Annotated in this window: 18 protein-coding genes; 11 read left to right on the top strand and 7 right to left on the bottom strand. The window is 70.2% G+C overall.

What is annotated here, in order from left to right:
• Positions 1 to 161 precede the first annotated feature (161 nt).
• Positions 162 to 638 (bottom strand): NADH-quinone oxidoreductase subunit B family protein, encoded by a 477-nt coding sequence (locus tag ACWELJ_RS28755; RefSeq protein ID WP_452369252.1) that lies wholly within the window; start codon positions 636 to 638, stop codon positions 162 to 164.
• A gap of 121 nt (positions 639 to 759) precedes the next feature.
• Between ACWELJ_RS28755 and ACWELJ_RS28750 the strand changes: the two genes are divergently transcribed.
• On the top strand, positions 760 to 1572 hold the full coding sequence (locus ACWELJ_RS28750) for an alpha/beta fold hydrolase (protein ID WP_452369251.1): 813 nt from the start codon (positions 760 to 762) through the stop codon (positions 1570 to 1572).
• Positions 1573 to 1616: 44 nt separating this feature from the next.
• Entirely contained in the window at positions 1617 to 1961 is a 345-nt protein-coding gene (locus ACWELJ_RS28745; protein ID WP_452369250.1) for a zinc ribbon domain-containing protein YjdM, read from the top strand.
• 24 nt (positions 1962 to 1985) lie between these two features.
• Here the strand turns inward: ACWELJ_RS28745 and ACWELJ_RS28740 are convergent, their stop codons facing one another.
• The gene (locus ACWELJ_RS28740; RefSeq protein ID WP_452369249.1) at positions 1986 to 3119 is read right to left on the bottom strand and encodes an agmatine deiminase family protein; all 1134 of its coding nucleotides are present in this window, start codon (positions 3117 to 3119) and stop codon (positions 1986 to 1988) included.
• 205 nt (positions 3120 to 3324) lie between these two features.
• Here ACWELJ_RS28740 and ACWELJ_RS28735 point away from each other — a divergent pair, with 205 nt between their 5' ends.
• Genes ACWELJ_RS28735 through ACWELJ_RS28715 form a run of 5 tightly spaced genes read left to right on the top strand, consistent with a single transcriptional unit; the run spans position 3325 to position 8470 of the window.
• Entirely contained in the window at positions 3325 to 4047 is a 723-nt protein-coding gene (locus ACWELJ_RS28735; RefSeq protein WP_452369248.1) for a hypothetical protein, read from the top strand.
• A gap of 27 nt (positions 4048 to 4074) precedes the next feature.
• Positions 4075 to 4743 carry a GntR family transcriptional regulator gene (locus ACWELJ_RS28730; RefSeq protein WP_452369247.1) on the top strand — a complete coding sequence of 223 codons (669 nt, stop codon included), beginning with the start codon at positions 4075 to 4077 and terminating at the stop codon, positions 4741 to 4743.
• Between the two features lie 56 nt (positions 4744 to 4799).
• Positions 4800 to 6188: an allophanate hydrolase gene (locus tag ACWELJ_RS28725; protein ID WP_452369246.1), complete on the top strand. Its 1389-nt coding sequence runs from the start codon at positions 4800 to 4802 to the stop codon at positions 6186 to 6188.
• A complete protein-coding gene (locus tag ACWELJ_RS28720) occupies positions 6185 to 6883 on the top strand; it encodes a cysteine hydrolase family protein (protein ID WP_452369245.1) in 699 nt (232 codons plus the stop codon). The genes ACWELJ_RS28725 and ACWELJ_RS28720 overlap by 4 nt, the downstream gene beginning before the upstream one ends.
• Positions 6884 to 6895: 12 nt before the next feature.
• The gene (locus ACWELJ_RS28715; RefSeq protein WP_452369244.1) at positions 6896 to 8470 is read left to right on the top strand and encodes a regulator; all 1575 of its coding nucleotides are present in this window, start codon (positions 6896 to 6898) and stop codon (positions 8468 to 8470) included.
• Between the two features lie 13 nt (positions 8471 to 8483).
• Here the strand turns inward: ACWELJ_RS28715 and ACWELJ_RS28710 are convergent, their stop codons facing one another.
• On the bottom strand, positions 8484 to 8690 hold the full coding sequence (locus ACWELJ_RS28710) for a DUF6374 family protein (RefSeq protein WP_452369243.1): 207 nt from the start codon (positions 8688 to 8690) through the stop codon (positions 8484 to 8486).
• Positions 8691 to 8881: 191 nt separating this feature from the next.
• Here ACWELJ_RS28710 and ACWELJ_RS28705 point away from each other — a divergent pair, with 191 nt between their 5' ends.
• The gene (locus ACWELJ_RS28705; RefSeq protein WP_452369254.1) at positions 8882 to 9331 is read left to right on the top strand and encodes a GtrA family protein; all 450 of its coding nucleotides are present in this window, start codon (positions 8882 to 8884) and stop codon (positions 9329 to 9331) included.
• 66 nt (positions 9332 to 9397) lie between these two features.
• The gene (locus ACWELJ_RS28700; RefSeq protein ID WP_452369242.1) at positions 9398 to 10285 is read left to right on the top strand and encodes an RNA polymerase sigma-70 factor; all 888 of its coding nucleotides are present in this window, start codon (positions 9398 to 9400) and stop codon (positions 10283 to 10285) included.
• Positions 10286 to 10295: 10 nt separating this feature from the next.
• Here ACWELJ_RS28700 and ACWELJ_RS28695 read toward each other — a convergent pair whose 3' ends face one another.
• A complete protein-coding gene (locus ACWELJ_RS28695) occupies positions 10296 to 11099 on the bottom strand; it encodes an SDR family oxidoreductase (RefSeq protein WP_452369241.1) in 804 nt (267 codons plus the stop codon).
• A complete protein-coding gene (locus tag ACWELJ_RS28690) occupies positions 11068 to 11652 on the bottom strand; it encodes a TetR/AcrR family transcriptional regulator (protein WP_452369253.1) in 585 nt (194 codons plus the stop codon). The genes ACWELJ_RS28695 and ACWELJ_RS28690 overlap by 32 nt, the downstream gene beginning before the upstream one ends.
• Before the next feature lie 94 nt (positions 11653 to 11746).
• Between ACWELJ_RS28690 and ACWELJ_RS28685 the strand changes: the two genes are divergently transcribed.
• The gene (locus tag ACWELJ_RS28685) at positions 11747 to 13072 is read left to right on the top strand and encodes an oxygenase MpaB family protein (RefSeq protein WP_452369240.1); all 1326 of its coding nucleotides are present in this window, start codon (positions 11747 to 11749) and stop codon (positions 13070 to 13072) included.
• A gap of 7 nt (positions 13073 to 13079) precedes the next feature.
• Here ACWELJ_RS28685 and ACWELJ_RS28680 read toward each other — a convergent pair whose 3' ends face one another.
• Both ACWELJ_RS28680 and ACWELJ_RS28675 read right to left on the bottom strand, forming a co-directional pair.
• Complete coding sequence (locus ACWELJ_RS28680) at positions 13080 to 13448, bottom strand: hypothetical protein (RefSeq protein ID WP_452369239.1); 369 nt, start codon at positions 13446 to 13448, stop codon at positions 13080 to 13082.
• Positions 13449 to 13552: 104 nt separating this feature from the next.
• Entirely contained in the window at positions 13553 to 14248 is a 696-nt protein-coding gene (locus tag ACWELJ_RS28675) for a TioE family transcriptional regulator (RefSeq protein ID WP_452369238.1), read from the bottom strand.
• Positions 14249 to 14356: 108 nt separating this feature from the next.
• Between ACWELJ_RS28675 and ACWELJ_RS28670 the strand changes: the two genes are divergently transcribed.
• The coding region (locus ACWELJ_RS28670; RefSeq protein ID WP_452369237.1) for an erythromycin esterase family protein at positions 14357 to 15004 on the top strand (648 nt) is incomplete at its 3' end.

The following is a 15004-nucleotide window of genomic DNA, read 5'->3' as shown; positions in this document are numbered from 1 at the left end:
GGAGATTCGCGAGGCCGGGGCGCGGTACGTGGTCGACGCCGTCACCGAGTCGGCCCGCGGCGCGCCCACCAGCGCCGTGGCCGCGCCGGACAACACCGCGCCGATAGCCGCACCACGCAAGGGGATCGCCTCCGGTTGCCGGTGGCGGGCCAGGGTCGCGGTCATCGTCCGGTCACCGAACGCAGCGCGGCCACGATCGCGTCCGGCGCGGGCGGACAGCCGGGGATCTCCACATCCACCGCGACCACGTCCCGCACCGATCCGACGACCCCGTACGCCCCGGCGAACACGCCCTGGTTCAGCGCGCAGTCCCCGCAGGCGATCACCACGTTCAGGGCGGGCGTCGCGGTGTGCGTGCGGCGCAACGCCTCGGCCATGTTCCGGGTCACCACACCGGTGACCAGCAGGCCGTCCGCGTGCCGGGGCGAGGCCACCAAGCGCGCGCCGTACCGTTCGGCGTCGTACACCGGCCCGAACGCGCCGGAGATCTCGAGCTCGCAGCCGTTGCACGAGCCCACGTCCACATGCCGTAGTTGCAGCGAACCCCGCAGCGCCGCAGGCGCATCGGCCGCCGCGGGCTTGTCCGGCGCGGCCTCGGCCACCCGGCCGATCCGCAAGATGGTGCGCAACCAGCCCATGGCATGAAGGTTTAGCATGCCCGAGCGGCCCGTATTACTGATTGCGAAACAATGAAACAGGTAAATTTCGCACACATGGTACGTTCGGTCGTTCCCCGGACCGCCCACAGGAAGACCGAACGTGCCCATCGCCACCCTCAATGGGATTCGCCTCAACTACGACGTCACCGGCAACGGACCCCTGGTCGTGCTCGTCATGGGCACCGGCAGCCCGGGCCGGGTCTGGCGCACCTACCAGGTTCCGGCCCTGGTGAAGGCGGGCTTCCGGGTCGCCACCTTCGACAATCGCGGCATCGCGCCCTCGGAGGAGAGCGCCCACGGCATGCGGATCGAGGACCTGGTCGCCGACACCGCGGCGCTGATCGAACTGCTCGGCGGTCCCGCGCACGTGGTCGGCACCTCGCTGGGCGCGCGCGTCACCCAGGAACTGGCGCTGGCCCGCCCGGATCTGGTGAGCAGGGCCGTCATGCTGGCCACCACCGGCCGCTCGCATCCGCTGGCCAGCACCCTCAACAAGGGTGAGCAGGCGTTGCAGCAGCAGGGCGTGAAGCTGCCGCCGGAGTACGCGGCCGCGATCAAGGCGATGCTGAACCTCTCCCCCGCCACCCTGGAAGCCGACGACTCCGCGCAGCAGTGGCTCGACATCTTCGAATACTCGGCGAGCGTCGCGACGCGGCCCGGTGTGCTCGCGCAGATGCGCATGGACCGCACCGGCAACCGGCTGGCCGACTACGCCCGCATCACCGTCCCCAGCCTGGTGGTCGGGTTCGCCGACGACCGGATGCTGCCGCCGGCGTTCGGCCGCGAGGTGGCCGAGGCGATTCCGGGGGCCCGGTACGTGCAGCTCGAGAAGTGCGGCCACTACGGGTATCTGGAGCAGCCCGAGGCGGTCAACAGCACCATCATCGACTTCCTCACCGGCGTCCACGCCTGAGCCCCAACGACTTCCGTCCACCACCACCCATCGAGGAGCCGATCGTGTCCGACTCGCTGCCGCCGTGTCCCGCCTGTTCCAGTGCATACACCTACGAGGTGGGCGGCTTGCTCACCTGCCCGGAGTGCGCGCACGAATGGACCGTCGAGCCCGAGGCGGCGGCCGAGGACGGCGTGATCCGGGACGCGGTCGGCAATGTGCTCGCCGACGGCGACACCGTCACCGTGATCAAGTCGCTGAAGGTGAAGGGAAGCCCCACCGGCATCAAGGCGGGCACCAAGGTCCGCAATATCCGCCTGGTGCAGGGCGTCGGCGACCACGACATCGACTGCAAGGTCGACGGCATCGGCGCGATGCAGCTGAAATCCAGTGTGGTGAAGAAGGTCTAGCCGGGGCTCCGGCGTTCCGTCGGGTCAGTCGACGGGTTCCTGTTGGGTGGTGCAGTGGATGCCGCCGCCGCCCGCGGCGATGGCGTCGATATTGATCTGCACCACCCGGCGATCCGGGAACAGCCGGGTCAGGGTGGCGTAGGCCGCCGAATCCGCTTCCGCGTCACCGAATTCCGGCGCGATGACACCGCCGTTGCAGACATAGAAGTTGATGTAGCCGGCCGCGAAGTCGTCGCCCGCGCCGCGATAGCGCAGATCGACCGGCGCTTCGAGGGTTTCGATCTCGAGCGGCCGCCCTTGGGCGTCGGTGGCGTTGTGCAGGATGTCGAGATGACTGCGGGTGACGTCGTAGTCGAAGGACTCCTCGCTGTTGTCCAGCGCCGCGACCACCACGCCGGGACGGGCGAAGCGGGCGTAGAAATCGGTGTGGCCGTCGGTGATGTCGTGCCCGGCGATGCCCGGCAGCCAGATCACCTTCTTGATGCCCAGCAGATGGTCGAGCTCGGCCTCCACATCGGACTTCTTCCAGCCCGGATTCCGATTCTTGTTCAGTACACAGGATTCGGTGATGAGCGCGGTGCCCTCGCCGTCGACCTCGATGCCGCCGCCCTCGAGCACCAGATCGGTGTGCGTGGTCTGCACGCCGGCGCGGCCGTCGACGAAGGTGGCGACCTTGCTGTCGCGCTTGTGCTGCTGTTTGCCGCCCCAGCCGTTGAAGTTGAGGTCGACACCGGACTTGCCGTGACCGCCGTGCACGAACACCGGTCCGGTGTCGCGCATCCACAGGTCGTCGAGGTCGGTCACGATCAGTTCGACGTTCGCGCCGCCGATCAGCTGGCGGGCCAGATCGAGTTCGTCCTGGCGCACCAGCATGGACACCGGCTCGAAGCGGGAGATGGTGGCGGCGATGGTGGCCAGGTTCTGGCGCACCTGCGGCAGCAGCTGCTTGCCCCAGATCGCTTCGCTCGCACCGAAAGCCATCCAGGTGCGCTTGTGCGGCGCGCCCTCGTCGGGCATCACGCCGGAGTGACCCTCGTGGGAGGACCCGGTGGAGGTGTCCCCGTTGAACCACGACGAGATGGGTCCGTCGCAGCCCGCGAGCAGCAACCCGCCCATCGTCAATATCCCCGATCGCAGGAACCGGCGTCGTGCTTGCATCTCACTGTCTCCTCTGAAAGAAGGCCCGGCGCGGCGTTTCCCTCTCCGGCGCGCTGAATCCACTGAACCCGCTGATCACACGGCCGCCACACACCTGCGACCCGAGCCGGGCACCAGCGACTCTAATCCCTGACTGAATTTTCAGTCAAGCCGGGATTCTGTGATCCGGCTCCCCTAGCGACCGGGCGCGCGCAGACTGGGAAGGATGACCACCGCCCGCGTTTCCGCTGCTCTGGCCGCCGCAATCGTCATCACCGGGGTCGTGGCCGGCAGCCCGGCCACCGCTCCCGCCCGCGCCTACGGACCGGCCTCGTGCGTCCCCGGCGACCCCACCCGCCCCACCGGTGAGCTGTTCGCCACCACCAACACCGCCACCATCACCGACCCCGCCGACCCGCGTCTGACCGATCGGCTGGATCTGCTGAATCTGGACGAGAACTTCACCGCGCTCACCGAACTCGCGCTCCCGGTCGATTCCCGAGTGGTCGACGGCGTGTTCTGGTCGGCCGGAACCGGCCTCACCTACGAGCGGTCCCGCCAATTCCAGCTCGCGTGCACCGACTACAAGAATCTGTGCTGGGTCGCCGACGACCTGCGCGGGCGCTACCGCCAGGAAGCGGTCCTGACCTTCGAATACCTCCCCGGCGAGGACACCCGCGCCGATGGCTTCACCGTGACCGTCACCGGCATCGACCGCACCCGTTTCGGCGCGGCACTGGCCGCCGACCCCGTGGCGGGTGAGCGACTCGGCGGCGGTTCCTTCACCGACTCCGGTGACCTGATCCTGGTCGCCGACCGCGCCGACACCGACCTGGTCCGGGAATTCGTCACCGCCCTCGGCGGCGACTGGAACACCGGCCGAATCCGTTACGGCGACCGCGAATTCGTGCGATCCACCGGCACCGCCGCGCTGCCCTGCGCCGTGTGACCCGACCGGTCCGGTTAGTCTCGAATCATGGTGTCGCGCGGGAACGGGACGGTGCTGCCACCCAGCCTGGTGGAAATGGCGACGCGGCATCTGCGGGCGGAGGTGCTCAGCGGCGGGTTCGAGCCCGGCGACCGGATCGGCGAGGAAGCGCTGTGCGCGCGGCTGGGCACCAGCCGCGCGCCCGTGCGGGAAGCCTTGCGGCTCTTGGCTCAGGAAGGGCTGATCGAGCATCTGCCCCGGCGCGGATTCCGGGTGGCGGTGTGGTCACGGACCGACATCCTGGAGCTGTTCGAGTTGCGGCGCGTGCTCGAGCGCTACGCCATCGACACCGCGTTCCCGCTGGCCGCCGAGGGCGACCCGCTGCACCGGGTCCGGGCGGCGCTCGAGGAGATGCGCGTCGCCGACGCCGCCGGCGACGCGTTCGAGCGCGACAATGCCCACCGCCGGTTCCACGCGGCCATCGTGGCGCTGTCGGGAAACCGGCAGCTGGAACTGGCCTACGAGCCGATCCTGGTCAAACTACAGCTGCCCATGGCCCGCAACCTGCGCGCCGAGGCCCGGCTCACCCAGCGCCACAACGGTATTCGACGGCACGAGGAGCTGCTGGCGGCCCTGGAGTCCGGTGACGCCGCGACGGCGCGCGAGGCGCTGGCGCGGCACGGGGAGCGGGCCTACCTGGACCTGGATATCCGCTAACACAGCGGATACATTGCGACACCGCCGATTTCACACATTCTGTCGACAATCGACAAATGGTGAATCCGAGCCCCACGGTCACGGAAATCCTGGCCTCGCACGAAAGCGGCAGCGGCTCTCCGACCCACACCGCCGCCCGGGTCGCGGACGCCATCGCGGCGCGCGGCGACGACGGCACCTGGATCACGCCGGTCCCGCGCGAACAGCTGCTGGCCGCGGCCGCCGAGATCGAGAGCCGGCCCGGGGCACGCACGCTACCGCTGTACGGCGTGCCGTTCGGGGTGAAGGACAGCATCGACGTCGCGGGCCTGCCCACCACCCTGGCCTGCCCCGACTACGCCTACACCGCCACCAGCACCGCGCCCGCGGTCGAGCGCCTGCTGGCCGCGGGCGCGCTGCTCGTCGGCAAGACGAACCTCGACCAGTTCGCGACCGGCCTCAACGGCACCCGCACGCCGTATCCGATCCCGCGCTCGGTGTTCGGCGGCGAATTGATCTGCGGCGGTTCCAGTTCCGGGTCCGCGCGCGCGGTGGCGCTCGGTGAGGTGCCGTTCTGCGTGGCCACCGACACCGCCGGGTCGGGGCGGGTTCCCGCGGCGCTCAACGGAATCCTGGGCTGGAAGCCCTCGCGCGGGCTGATCAGCGCGCGGGGCCTGGTCCCGGCGTGCAAGTCACTGGACTGCCTGACGCTGATGGCGGGCACCGTCGAGGACCTCGATCGGGTCTTCGAGGTGATCGCGGGCGTGGATCCCCGCGATCCGTGGAGCCGGGCGCGCGGACCGCGCTTCGGCGGCGGACCGCTGCGGGTCGGACTGCCCGATCCCGGCGAGCTGGAGTTCTTCGGGGACGAGGTGTTCCGCACCGCGCACCTCGACGCCCGGAATCAGCTGGGACGCCGCGGCTTCGACTGCGTGCCGATGACCCTGGAACCGTTCCTGGCCGCGGGTGAACTGCTCTATCAGGGCCCGTGGGTGGCCGAGCGACTGGTCGAGTTCGAGGACTTCCTCGCCGAGCGACCCGATTCGATCCTGCCGGTGATCCGCGACATCCTCACCGGCGGTTTCCGATTCACCGCGGTGGACGTCTTCCGGGCGCAGCAGCGCCTGCAAGAACTGCGCGCCACGGTGGCCCGGGTGTGGGACCACGTCGACGTGGTGGTGACGCCGACCATCGGCACCACGTTCACCGTCGCCCAGGTGCTGGCGGATCCGATCACCACCAACACCGTGCTGGGCCATTACACCCACTTCGGCAATCTGCTGGACCTCACCGCGATCTCGGTGCCGATGGGCCTCGCCGCCGACGGCCGCCCGCTGTCGGTGATGGTGTTCGGCCCGGCGTTGGCCGACGACGTGGTGCTCGCCGCGGCGGCCCACCTGCTCGACGAACCACGCCCGGTCGTGGCGCACGCGGATCTCCGGCTCGTACAGAAGGAACGGCAATGACGGCACTCTCCCGCGTTCCGGCGCGACCGGGCGACTTCACCTTCGACCCGACTCAGGTGGCGCTGCTGGTCATCGACATGCAACGCGACTTCCTGCTCCCCGGCGGCTTCGGCGAGAGCCTGGGCAATGATGTGGCCCTGCTGCGCACTGTCATCGAGCCGCTGGCCGGGCTGCTGGCCACCGCGCGGGCGGCCGGGATTCCCGTGATCCACACCCGCGAAGGCCATCGCCCCGACCTGTCGGATTGCCCGCCCGCGAAACTGCTGCGCGGCGAGCCCGCCCGGCGCATCGGCGACCCGGGCCGGTTCGGCCGCATCCTGGTCCGCGGCGAGTACGGGCACGACATCATCGACGAGCTCGCGCCGGTGGACGGCGAAGTGGTGATCGACAAACCCGGCAAAGGCGCGTTCTACGCGACCGAGCTGGCAGATGTCCTGGCGGACAGGGGAATCCGCTCGCTGCTGGTCACCGGTGTCACCACCGAGGTCTGCGTGCACACCACGGTGCGCGAGGCCAATGACCGCGGATTCGAGTGCCTGGTTGTCTCCGACTGCGTCGGTTCGTATTTCCCGGAGTTCCAGCGCGTCGGGCTGGCCATGATCGCCGCCCAGGGCGGCATCTTCGGCTGGGTCGCCGACTCGGCCGCGGTCCGCGCCGCGCTCACCTCCGCAGCCTCCCCCAGCCCGGCCCAGTGAACAGGAAAGCCCATGTCCGTCGAAACCCCGATCGCCGGTGAAACCGGTAGCGCCGCACCGCTGTCGCTGCCGTGGTGGACCCGCGGCGACACCAATGCCTTCTTCGGCCTGTCGTTCAACATCCTCGTCAATGTCCTGACCCTGACCACGCTGTCGATCGCGGTGGTGAAGATCCCGAGCGCCGACGTGCTGGGCACCGTCCTGCCCGCACTGGGTGTGGCGCTGGTGCTGGGCAATCTGTACTACATGCTGCTGGCGCGGCGGCTCGCGCGGCGGGAGGGCCGTGCGACGGTCACCGCGCTGCCCTACGGGCCGAGCGTCCCGCACATGTTCATCGTGGTGTTCGTGGTGATGCTGCCCATCTACCTGAAGACCAACGACCCGATGCGGGCGTGGTCCGCGGGACTGGCATGGGCGTTCATGATCGGCGTCATCGTCATGATCGGCGCGTTCGTCGGACCGTACATTCGCCGGATCACCCCGCGCGCGGCCATGCTCGGCACCCTGGCCGGCATCTCGATCACCTTCATCGCCATGCGGCCCGCCGCGCAGATGTGGGAAGCGGCCTGGATCGGGTTGCCGGTGCTGGCCATCATTCTCATCGGTTTCTTCACCGATGTGCGACTGCCCGGCAATGTTCCGGTCGGCCTGGTGGCGCTGCTGGTGGGCACCGCCATCGGGTGGATCGGCGGCTACATGTCGGTCCCCGACGTCTCCCGGGCCGCGCACGATATCGCCCTCGGGCTGCCGGACCTGCGCCTGCACCTGCTCTTCGACGGGCTCGGCCATCTGGCGCCCCTGCTGGCCACCGCGATCCCGCTGGGCGTCTACAACTTCACCGAGGCCATGAGCAATGTCGAGAGCGCCGCCGCCGCGGGCGACAACTACAACCTGCGCAGCGTGCTGCTGGCCGACGGCTTCGGCGCGATCATCGGCTCCGGTTTCGGCTCGCCCTTCCCGCCGGCCGTCTACATCGGCCATCCGGGGTGGAAGGACGCGGGCGGACGCACCGGCTACTCGCTCGCCAGTGGCGCGATCATCGGATTGATGTGCCTGCTGGGGCTTTTCGGTGTGCTCGCCACCCTGCTGCCCATTCCGGCGATCGTCCCGATCCTGCTCTACATCGGCCTGCTGATCGGCGCCCAGGCTTTCCAGGCCGTCCCGCGCCTGCACGCCGTCGCGGTGGTGGCCGCCCTGCTGCCCAATCTCGCCGAGTGGGGCGTCGGCCAGATCGACAACGCGCTCAGCGCCGCCGGGACCTCCGCCGACAAGATCGGGGCGGGCGCGCTCGGCCAGGCCGGCGTGGTCTACGACGGCCTGAAGACCCTGGGCGCGGGCGCGGTGCTGGCCGGGCTGGTCCTCGGCACCATGGTCACCTTCATCCTCGAAAAGCGCTTCCGCGCAGCCGCTCTCGCCGCCACCGTCGGCGCCGCGCTCAGCTTCGTCGGCCTCATCCACGCGACCGAGGTGGCCTGGGCCGCGGCCCCGAAGGTCGCCCTCGGCTATCTCTTGTTCGGACTCGTGTGCCTCGCGTGCTCGTTCCTGCGCGGCACCCGCCCAGCCGCTGACCCCGTCCTCCCCGACTGAGGCGCCCGGGCGGTCACCGTCGCGCATCCGACGGCGGCCGCCCCGTACCGCCTCCATCGGTCTCGTCGAGAAAGATCCGCAGCCCCTCCCCGATCTTGCCCGCGGCATTCTCCAACTGCTCGGGCGAGAGCACCTTCCCGAACGACGCCGCCTTCAGCAGCTGCCGCTGCACCTCTTTGAGGTTCATCGTCGCCCAGTCGCGTCGTGAGAGTTCCGGCATGGTCCGGGACAATACCTCGAGTAGAACGTTTGTTCGAGTGCCGAACCGGGGCGATACCGCGGCCGGACACCGTGACAGGGACGCGTCAGGGCGGTGTCAGCCCCGTGTAAGAGCGGGTGGGGATCGTCAGTGGCGTGAACAGCACTGTGATGGCCGGTCCCGGACCGCGGACGATGTACTACGGGGACCCGATGGATCTCGGGGGCCTCGATCTGGGCGTCGGGCGCGCGCTCGCCGCCGCGGGCCGGTTCCTGCGGGGCGATCACGTGGTCGCGCAGTTGATTCGCTTCGCGGTGGTGGGCGGGGTCAGCAATATCGCGTACGTGCTGATGTTCATGGCGATGAACGCGAGTGGGGCGCTGGTGGCCAATATCGCGGGGTCGATGCTCAGCACGGCGATCGCCAACGAGCTGCACCGCCGGTTGACCTTCCGGGCGGCCGGGCGGGTCGGCTGGTTCAGCGCACAATGGGAGGGCGGCGGGCTGGCCGCGATCGGGCTGGTGATCAGTACGGCGGCGCTGGCCGGGCTCGACTTCTGGGCGCCCGGGCTCGGGGAGCTCACCCAGGCCACGGCCGTGCTCGCGGTGATGGCGGCGGTCGGCGGCATGCGGTTCCTCGCCTTGCGCGGGTTCGTGTTCTGAGCCGGACTGTCACATTTCGGTCGCCCGCGGTGTCCAGTGGATGACACGAAAGACGGGAGCCCACCCATGATCGGTACCACCGCCGCCACCGACGCGTTCGTCGCGCACCGGAATCTGCTGTTCACGGTCGCCTACGAGATGCTCGGTTCGGCGGCCGACGCCGAGGACGTGCTGCAGGAGACGTGGTTGCGCTGGATCGGGGTCGACCTCGAGCAGGTGCGGGACCAGCGGGCGTATCTGGTCCGCATCACCACCCGGCAGGCACTGGGCCGGTTGCGCACGCTGGGCCGGCGCAAGGAGTCCTATGTCGGGCAGTGGCTGCCGGAGCCGCTGCTGACCGCGCCGGATGTGGCCGACGATGTCGAACTGGCGGAAAGCGTTTCGATGGCCATGCTGCTGGTGCTCGAGACGCTCACCCCGACCGAGCGCGCGGTGTTCGTGCTGCGCGAGGTGTTCGACCTGCCGTACGAGGAGATCGCCGCCGCGGTGGACAAGTCCGCGGCCGCGGTCCGGCAGATCGCGCACCGCGCCCGCGCGCACGTGGCGGCCCGGCGGCCGCGCGGCCCAGTGTCGGCAGCCGAGTCCCGCGAGGTGCTCGACGCGTTCCACCGCGCGGTCGAGACCGGCGATCTGCGCGGCCTGCTCGATCTGCTCGCGCCGGATGTGGTCGCGTTCGGCGACGGCGGTGGACTCCGGTCCGCGCTGCCGCGCCCGATCGTGGGCGCGGACAAGGTGGCTCGCGTGCTCACCGCGGGCTGGCAGCGGCTCGGCGACGGCGTCTCGTTCGACACCACGATGGTCAACGGCCATCCGGCGCTGGTCATGCGGCGGGCCGGCGAGGTGGACACCGTGCTGGCGTTGCGCATCGACGACGGGCTCATCACCGGGCTGTACGCGGTCCGCAATCCGGAGAAGCACTCGCACATGGACCAGGTGACCGCGCTGAGCCGGTGACCCCGTCCGATCAGCCTCGCCCGATGTAGGGCATGCCGGTGGCCATCACGGTCACGAACGGCACGTTCACCTCCAAGGGCAGGTCGACGGTCTGCGCGACGATCCGGGCCACGTGCGCGGCGTCGATCGTCGGTTCGGGGCGGATGCTGCCGTCGGCCTGCAAGGATCCGGCCGCGATGCCCGCGGTGAGTTCGGTTGCGGCATTACCGATATCGATCTGCCCGACCGCGATGTCGTGCGCGCGGCCTTCCAGGTTGAGCGCTTTGGTGAGGCCGGTGATGCCGTGTTTGCTGGCCGCGTAGGCCACCGTGTTGGGGCGCGGGGTGTGCGCGGAGATGGATCCGTTGTTGATGATCCGCCCGCCGCGCGGCGTCTGGGTCCGCATGAGCCGGAACGCGGCCTGCGCGCACAGGAACGCGCCGGTGAGGTTGATGTCGACGACCTGTCGCCACTCCGCCGCGGACAGTTCGTCGATCGGCTTGCTGGGCCCGAAGATCCCGGCGTTGTTGATCAGCGCGTCCAGCCGCCCCCACTCTCGGGTGAGGTGCGCGAACACCGCGTCCACGGCGGCGGGATCGGTGACATCGGCGGCGACGACGTCCACGCCGCCCGGTCCGGGTGCGGCCGCGGCGGTCTCGGCGAGGGTGGCACGGGTGCGTCCCACCGCGACGACCTGATGACCGGCGGCGGTCAGCGCGTGGGTCATGGCGCGCCCCAATCCGGCTCCGGCTCCGGTGACGAGAACGATCTTCGATGTGCTCACGGGATCCGAGCGTATTCGGTCAGTCCGCGGCCCGATCGGCCGGAAGCACATTGGTGCGCAGGTGCCGGACCAGGGCGACGAGCCGCTCGAGGGTGGCGTGTTCGGGATCGGTGAGCCGCAGTTGCAGCAGTTCGCGACCGGAGGCGTGCAGGATGCGTGCGGTGTACTCGGGGTCGGGCAGTTTCGGGAACGCCTGTCGCAGTTCCTGTTCCAGGAATCCCCGGACCGCCGCCTGGGAGACGGCCTGGCGCTCGTGCAGTTCCGGCGGCGCACCGGCGGGCGGGAACAGGAACAGTCGCCACGTCTCGGGATGCGCGTCGATGGCCCGGACCGCGCCCTCGAAGGCCCGCACGAACGGGTCCGGATCGGCGGTCTCGTCGACCTGCGCGAACCCCTCGGCGAACTGGGTCGCGGCGCGGACGCTCTCCCGGTCGATGAGGGCGACGAAAAGCCCTGCCATATCGCCGAATTGCTGATACAGCACGGGCCGGGTGACCCCGGCCGCCTCGGCGATCCGATTGGGGGTGGCCGCGGGGAAGCCTTCCGCCCCGACGATCTCGTGGGTGATGTCGAGGATCTGCTCGCGGCGGTTCTCTGCGCTCATCCGCCGCCGCGTGTGGGGAGCGGTGGTCACCCTTGACAGCATAACTTACAACCTGTCAGTCTCTAACTAACAGGTTGAAAGTTGAGGTGTCCCGATGTCGCCGCACTACCCCGAACTCGCCGAGCGCGTGCGCAGTCAGCGCGCACTGCAGCCCGGCCTCTACGGCTCGATCGACTTCGACGAGTCCCCCTTCCGCTTCACCGTCGACCCCGGCGACAAGTCGTCGCTGCCCGGCTGGGTCGCGCCGCGCGAGCCGCTGCTGGCCGACGATCGAGTGGTCGAATTGATGCGCACCGCAACGATGCTCGGCGATGTGGTGGCCGACCCGTACGCCGCACTCGCCCCGGAGTACGGCGTCCAGGGCTTGATCGGGATGCTGCGGCAGGCGTGCCGTGCGGGAGTCGACTCGGTGCCCGGCGCGCCCGATGAACTGCGCGCGTTCCTGGCGGCCATGGAGGCGACGCCCGCCTGGCTGGACATGGAGCTGGTCGAGGAGGGCGCGCGGCATTCGCGGGTGAGCGCGGCGTTCCTGTCACCGGTCCTGATCCGGGGCGCGTTCCTGGCGACGTTCCTCAATACCTATGCGGCCCTGCCGATGACATTGACCGGGGCGCTGTCGGGGCGGCGGGCGGCGCGGCGGGTCAACGAGACCGCCTCGTTCTTCGCGGTGACCACGCTGCCGGGTGCGCTGGAACGGCACGGCGACGGATTCGAGGCCGCGGCCATGGTGCGCCTGATGCACTCGATGGTGCGCTACAACGCGCTGGCGCGCGGGGACCGGTGGGACGCCGAGGTGTACGGGGTGCCGCTGCCGCAGGTCGATCAGATGCCCGCCGGGTTGATCAATATGTATCTGCTGGCGACGATGGCGATCCGCCGGGGCCGCACCGAGTTCAGCGTCCGCGAGCGCGCGATCCTCGAATTCAGCCGCTATCGCTGCTTCCTGCTCGGCCTGCCGGAGGAATTGCTGCCGACCACCGCCGCCGGCATCCTCGAGGTCTTCCACGGCCGGGCCGCCGTGCTGCGCGACGACTTCGACGACGCCACCTGCGGCGCGCTGGTCCGCTCCACCATGTCCGCGTACCTGCGCCCGGGCCGCTCGCGCTGCGACCGCGTCGCCGACGCGATCGAGAAGAGCTGGAGCCGGGTGTTCTTCCTCGGCTTCTGCGGCGGCAACCGCAAGGCCGCGGCCGCCATGAGCGTGACACTGACTCTCCCCGACGCGATCCGGGTCGGCCTGACCGCGCCGTTCCTCATCCTGCGGTTCATTCTCATGACCATGGCGAGCCAGTCCCCCACCCTGCTCCGCGCGGCCGACTCCTACACCGTCCGCAAGGTGCGCGAACAGCTCGTGATCTACGGCAACCCCGAGTACACGACCGACGCCCGCGCCTATCCGGGAGCCGACACGCGGGCGTGACGCCCGCTCAGGCGGTTCCGGCCGCGGTCACCCGGGCCGCCAGGCCGTCGAGCACCACGGCCCGCTCCGGCGGCACGCCGATGTGCATGTGCACCAGATCGGTTCCCGCGGCGGCGAATTCGAAGGTGAAGAACGAGCAGCAGCTGGTCTCGCGGGCGGCCAGTTCGCGGGCCCGCGACTCGGCGCTGCCGTCGAGGTCCAGCCGCAGCCGGGTCGCCGAGATCCGGTCCCAGCCGAGCACCGCATCACGGAACAGGGCGTCGAATTCGGCCACGCGCAACGGTTGTTCGGCGGTGGGCAGCGCGCACGCCTCCACCGGGACCCACGACGGTGCGGAGAGGTCGCCGACCAATCGAATCTCGGGTCTGCCGGCCATGACTCGCACCTCCTGCCGCCCGAACCGTCGGCCCGGGATCTCCCTTCGATGCTAGGCCGTTCCGCCGGGCGCGCCAGGGGCCGTCGTCACGGCGGCGCAGGTTGTCACATCCGCTCGCACAGCAGGAGGTAGGCGTCGAGTTGGGCCGCGCCGGACAGCAGGGCGCGGCCGCGGGCGTTCAGGCGCTGCCGCCAGCCGGTGAGGAAGGCGGTGAGCGCCTCGGTTCCGCCTGCCTCACGCAAGGATTCGAGGAATCGCGCGACATGGGACAGCGGGTATCCGCCGCGGCGGAGCTGCCTGGCGATCTCCGCGTCGCGCACGGCGTCGGGCCGGAACTGGCGGTAGCCGGTCGCGGGGTCGCGGTCGGGGCGCACGATGCCCGCGGTCTCCCAGGTGCGCAGCGTCGCGGCGTGGACACCGAGGCGGTGCGCGAGTTCGCCGACGGTCAGGGGGCGGCCGGGTATCGGGGCGGGCGGTGTGGCGGAGAGGCTGTCGAGCGCGGTCGCGACGTCGGCGTGGGTGGCGCGTTCGGCTCGCAGCGCGGCATGGGTGGTGTCGATGAGCCGGTAGGCGGAGTCGGTGTCGCCGCGATGGCAGGCGCGCAGGATCTCCGCGGCGCGTTCGTGGCCGTGGCCGGCGCGCAGGGCGAGGAAGGCGCGCAGGGCCTGCGCGTGCGCGGGGGTGTAGCGGCGGTAGCCGTTGTCGCCGCGCTCGGCCGGCGGGAGGATGCCCGCGTCGTCGTAGTTGCGGATCGCCTGCGCCGACAGGCCGTGCTCCCGGGCCAGGTCGATCGGCCGCACCGCCACCTCCTTTGAGGGTTTCCCTACTTCGAACAGGGATGACTTCGTGAAAGTTTCACTCGAACCTTCAACGATACTGTCGAAGGCAGTCCTTCTGGAAGGAGTGCCATGTCCGCAACCACCCCCACTTCGCTGAGCGCGCTGGGCCGCCGCGCCGATGACCGCGCGAGCCTGGGCCTCGCCCTCGACGAGCTGCTGTCCGCCCGCACCACGCCGCCGGCCGTGCTCGCGCTCGGCGAACCGACCCACGGGATCGCGGCATTCCCGCTGCTGCGCAACGACATTCTGGGTCAGCTGGCCGACCGCGGGTTCCGGTCGATCGCGCTGGAGATCGATTTCGGCGCGGCCGGGATCGTCGACGACTACATCAATGGTTCGGACGCGGCGATCGATACCGTGCTGTCCACCGGGTTCAGCCACGGGTTCGGTTCGATTCCCGGCAATCGCGAACTCGTCGAGTGGCTGCGCGAATACAACGCGGGCCGCGCGCCCTCGGATCGGGTGCGGTTCTACGGATTCGATGCGCCGGTGGAGTATTCGGGTGCGCCGAGCCCGAGGTCCGCGCTGTACGCGCTGGCCGACCGGCTGCCCAAGACCCTGCTGCCCGCATCGGCCGCCCAGCTCGACGCGCTGCTCGGCGCGGACTCCGAGTGGACGAACCCCGCGGCCATGTACGACCCGTCCGCCTCGATCGGCGACTCCGACCGCGCCCGCACGCTGCGCCTGATCGCCGACGACCTCGCCGACGCGCTGCGC

This window comes from Nocardia sp. NPDC004582 (assembly GCF_053602115.1).
The sequence above is the reverse complement of the archived record's forward strand: the minus strand, read 5'-3'. Positions and strand labels throughout refer to the sequence as shown.

Coding starts and splice junctions, on each gene's coding strand:
- ACWELJ_RS28740 (WP_452369249.1), bottom strand. CDS start 3,119: ATGCAAGCACGACGCCGGTTCCTGCGATCGGGGATATTGACGATGGGC.
- ACWELJ_RS28755 (WP_452369252.1), bottom strand. CDS start 638: ATGGGCTGGTTGCGCACCATCTTGCGGATCGGCCGGGTGGCCGAGGCC.
- ACWELJ_RS28720 (WP_452369245.1), top strand. CDS start 6,185: ATGACGGCACTCTCCCGCGTTCCGGCGCGACCGGGCGACTTCACCTTC.
- ACWELJ_RS28680 (WP_452369239.1), bottom strand. CDS start 13,448: ATGGCCGGCAGACCCGAGATTCGATTGGTCGGCGACCTCTCCGCACCG.
- ACWELJ_RS28735 (WP_452369248.1), top strand. CDS start 3,325: ATGACCACCGCCCGCGTTTCCGCTGCTCTGGCCGCCGCAATCGTCATC.
- ACWELJ_RS28710 (WP_452369243.1), bottom strand. CDS start 8,690: ATGCCGGAACTCTCACGACGCGACTGGGCGACGATGAACCTCAAAGAG.
- ACWELJ_RS28730 (WP_452369247.1), top strand. CDS start 4,075: ATGGTGTCGCGCGGGAACGGGACGGTGCTGCCACCCAGCCTGGTGGAA.
- ACWELJ_RS28705 (WP_452369254.1), top strand. CDS start 8,882: ATGGATCTCGGGGGCCTCGATCTGGGCGTCGGGCGCGCGCTCGCCGCC.
- ACWELJ_RS28690 (WP_452369253.1), bottom strand. CDS start 11,652: ATGAGCGCAGAGAACCGCCGCGAGCAGATCCTCGACATCACCCACGAG.
- ACWELJ_RS28685 (WP_452369240.1), top strand. CDS start 11,747: ATGTCGCCGCACTACCCCGAACTCGCCGAGCGCGTGCGCAGTCAGCGC.
- ACWELJ_RS28700 (WP_452369242.1), top strand. CDS start 9,398: ATGATCGGTACCACCGCCGCCACCGACGCGTTCGTCGCGCACCGGAAT.
- ACWELJ_RS28715 (WP_452369244.1), top strand. CDS start 6,896: ATGTCCGTCGAAACCCCGATCGCCGGTGAAACCGGTAGCGCCGCACCG.
- ACWELJ_RS28725 (WP_452369246.1), top strand. CDS start 4,800: ATGGTGAATCCGAGCCCCACGGTCACGGAAATCCTGGCCTCGCACGAA.
- ACWELJ_RS28695 (WP_452369241.1), bottom strand. CDS start 11,099: ATGTGCTTCCGGCCGATCGGGCCGCGGACTGACCGAATACGCTCGGAT.